Annotated in this window: 3 protein-coding genes; all 3 read right to left on the bottom strand. The window is 71.0% G+C overall.

All coding sequences use genetic code 11. The annotated features are described in order from the left end of the window. Positions 1–413: 413 nt before the first annotated feature. Genes nadD through lptE form a run of 3 tightly spaced genes read right to left on the bottom strand, consistent with a single transcriptional unit; the run spans position 414 to position 2,615 of the window. Entirely contained in the window at positions 414–1,052 is a 639-nt protein-coding gene (nadD, locus tag PCA_RS05435) for a nicotinate-nucleotide adenylyltransferase (RefSeq protein WP_181301582.1), read from the bottom strand. A gap of 10 nt (positions 1,053–1,062) precedes the next feature. Further along, positions 1,063–2,079, bottom strand: coding sequence for a DNA polymerase III subunit delta (holA, locus tag PCA_RS05430; protein ID WP_181301581.1), 1,017 nt, complete (start codon positions 2,077–2,079; stop codon positions 1,063–1,065). Further along, positions 2,079–2,615, bottom strand: coding sequence for an LPS assembly lipoprotein LptE (lptE, locus tag PCA_RS05425; RefSeq protein ID WP_181301580.1), 537 nt, complete (start codon positions 2,613–2,615; stop codon positions 2,079–2,081). The genes holA and lptE overlap by 1 nt, the downstream gene beginning before the upstream one ends. Positions 2,616–2,727 lie beyond the last annotated feature (112 nt).

Raw genomic sequence — 2,727 nt, 5'->3', positions numbered from 1 at the left:
GCTGTTGCTGTTGCTGTTGCTGTTGCTGTTGCTGTTGCTGTTGCTGTTGCTGTTGCTGTTGCTGTTGCTGTTGCTGTCGCTGTCGCTGTTGCTTCTGGCGCGCACGATGCGCGCCTGCTCTTCGGGGCCCCTCGGCGGCGGTGAGTCGCGGGCGATCAGGCCGCGCAGCGGGCGAGGCCAGGACGGCCTCGCCTTTTCGCGCGGGCAGGATGCCCGCTCGAAAAGCCCGGCCGCGGCTCACGCACTTGCCGGGCAGGACGCCCGGCAAGCGCCACCGCGGGGTGGCCTTCTCTTTGGGTTACTTTTCTCTTGGCCACGCAAGAGAAAAGTGACTCGGGCCGCGTCAGCGGCACGAAACCGCTCTAGCTCCGCGCGCAAGCGAGCAAACCCACCCAAACAAACCAGCCAAAGCGTCAGCGCCGATAAGCCCGCAGCAACCCCGTATCGTCAAACAACCCCGCCGGCAGCAGATACCGCGGATCGCGCCCCACCGCGAGCAGCTCGCGAATGCGGGTGGCGGAAATCTCCAGCGGCGTCACCGCGAGTTCGATCAGCTTGCCGCAAGGCTGCGCACGCAACGCCGACACGTCCTCGACGCGGCGTGCAGCGACTTCGTCCGCCAGCGCCGCTGGGCGTGCGGCTTCCACGCCAGGCCGGCTGAGCACGCCGATGTGCGCGAAGTCGAACAGTTCGCGCCAGTGGTTCCAGTTCGGCAGGCCGGCGAAGGCGTCCGCGCCGAGCAGCAGCACCAGCGGGCGTTCGCCCTGCTCGGCGCGCAGTTCGCGCAAGGTGTCGATGGTGTACGAGGGGCCGTCGCGCTCCAGTTCGCGCGCATCGAGCACCAGCCGCGACTGGCCGGCCAGCGCCGCGCGCAGCATCGCCACGCGTTCGGCGGGCGAAGCCTGGGGCGAGGCGCGGTGGGGCGGCACGTTGGCCGGCATCAGCCGCACTTCGGCATCCAGCAGCTCCGCTGCTTCCCATGCCACGGTGAGGTGGCCGATGTGGATGGGATCGAAGGTGCCTCCGAAGACGGCAAGCGGCCGCGTGTTCATCCGTGCAGCCCTATGCCAGCGCCCGCGCCATGCGTGGCTCCGCGATCGCCGCGATCAGCCGTTCCGCCTCGCGCCAGGGCTCACCCTGTTCGCGGCCCTTGGCGATGCGGTCGATGCGCGAGGCGCGCGCGAGGCAGGCCAGCCAGTGTTCCCGTGGTGCGCGGCGCAGCGCCTTGCGGAACAGTTGCTCGCGCGCCGGCCACAGGCGCTCGGCGCGGGCCTGGGCGGCGAGGTCCTGGGCGTTGGCGAGGCGCAGCGCGAGTTGCAGCTGGTTCACCAGCCAGCCCATCAGCGCGATCAGTTCGTCGCCTTCGGCGCGCAGGCCGGCGAGGATGCGCAGCGCGCGCGCGCCCTCGCCCGCCAGCGCGGCGTCGGTGAGCTTGAACACGTCGTAGCGGGCGCTGTCGGCGACGAGGCTTTCCATCGCATCCGCGTCGATGCGGCTGGCGTCGCCCGCGCGCAGCACGACGAGCTTGTCCACTTCCTGCGCGGCGGCGAGCAGGTTGCCTTCCACGCGCTCGGCGAGCAGGGCCGCGGCGTCGGGCGTCGCGGAAAGACCGCGCGAGGCGAGCCGCGCGCCGATCCACGCCGCCCATTCGTTGGGCCGGGGCGCGTTGAACACCACCATGGTGCCGGCGGCGTCGAGCTTCTTGCTCCAGGCGCCGTCGTGCTTGCTGCTCCACTCCATCGCGGTGATCAGCAGGGTGACGTCGGGCGGCGGGTCGGCGCAGAACTCGTTGATCGCCTTGGCGCCGTCCACGCCGGGCCGGCCGGTGGGCAGGCGCAGGTCGAGCAGGCGGCGCGTGGCGAACAGCGACATGCCGGCGGCGGCGCGGGCCAGGTCGTCCCAGTCGAAATGCTGGCCGGCTTCGAGCACTTCGCGCTCGGCATAGCCAAGCTTCTTCGCCTGCGCGCGCAGCGCGTCGGCGGCTTCCAGCACCAGCAGTTCCTCGCCCGCGAGCAGGTAGACCGGCGCCAGCGCGTCGCCGGCCAGCGCCTTCTGCCATTGCGCGGGGCTCAGCGGCATCAGGGCTTGCCGGCGGCGGCCTGTGCCGGAGCAGGCGGCGCGTGGCGGCCGGCGGCTTCGACCCGGAACATGATCGCCTGCACCATGTCGTCGACCAGGCTGCGCTGGATCTGCTGCACCTGCGAGGCGTTGCCCACGGTGTCGGTGGAGTCGTAGCTGTACTCGCGCTGCATGTCGATGCGCTGGTGCGGCAGCAGGGCCGTGCCGTCGGCGCCCGCGACGTCGAACTCCACCTGGTAGTGGATCGCGTACTCGGTGATGCGCGCATAGCCGCCCTGGGTCAGCGACTGGCTGGCGAACGTGGCCACCGGCACGCGCAGTTCCGCGACGCCGGGGCCGGCGTTGTCCACCACGGCGACGTTCGCGTTCTCCAGCGCGCGGACCAGCCCGCGTTCCAGCTCGCCGCCGCCCGACACGGTGAGGTGCACCTTGCCCATCGACGGCGGCAACGCGGCGTTGCGGCGCAGGTGGAAGCCGCAGGCGCTCAGCGCGAGGGCGATGGCGAGCAGCGACGCGACACGGAACATGCGGTTCATGGCTTTCATCCTGCGACGATGTTGACGATCTTGCCGGGCACCACGATCACCTTGCGCACGGCGAGATCCTTGAGGAAGGCGGCCACCTGCGGCTGCGCCAGCGCCAGCGCCT

Source organism: Rhodanobacter sp. PCA2 (genome assembly GCF_013620825.1).
Classification (GTDB): Bacteria; Pseudomonadota; Gammaproteobacteria; order Xanthomonadales; family Rhodanobacteraceae; genus Rhodanobacter_A.
This window is presented reverse-complemented; position numbering and strand designations above follow the sequence as displayed.

Bases quoted from the DNA above. Each gene is read 5' to 3' on its own strand.
- nadD (WP_181301582.1), bottom strand. From the start codon at position 1,052: ATGAACACGCGGCCGCTTGCCGTCTTCGGAGGCACCTTCGATCCCATC.
- holA (WP_181301581.1), bottom strand. From the start codon at position 2,079: ATGCCGCTGAGCCCCGCGCAATGGCAGAAGGCGCTGGCCGGCGACGCG.
- lptE (WP_181301580.1), bottom strand. From the start codon at position 2,615: ATGAACCGCATGTTCCGTGTCGCGTCGCTGCTCGCCATCGCCCTCGCG.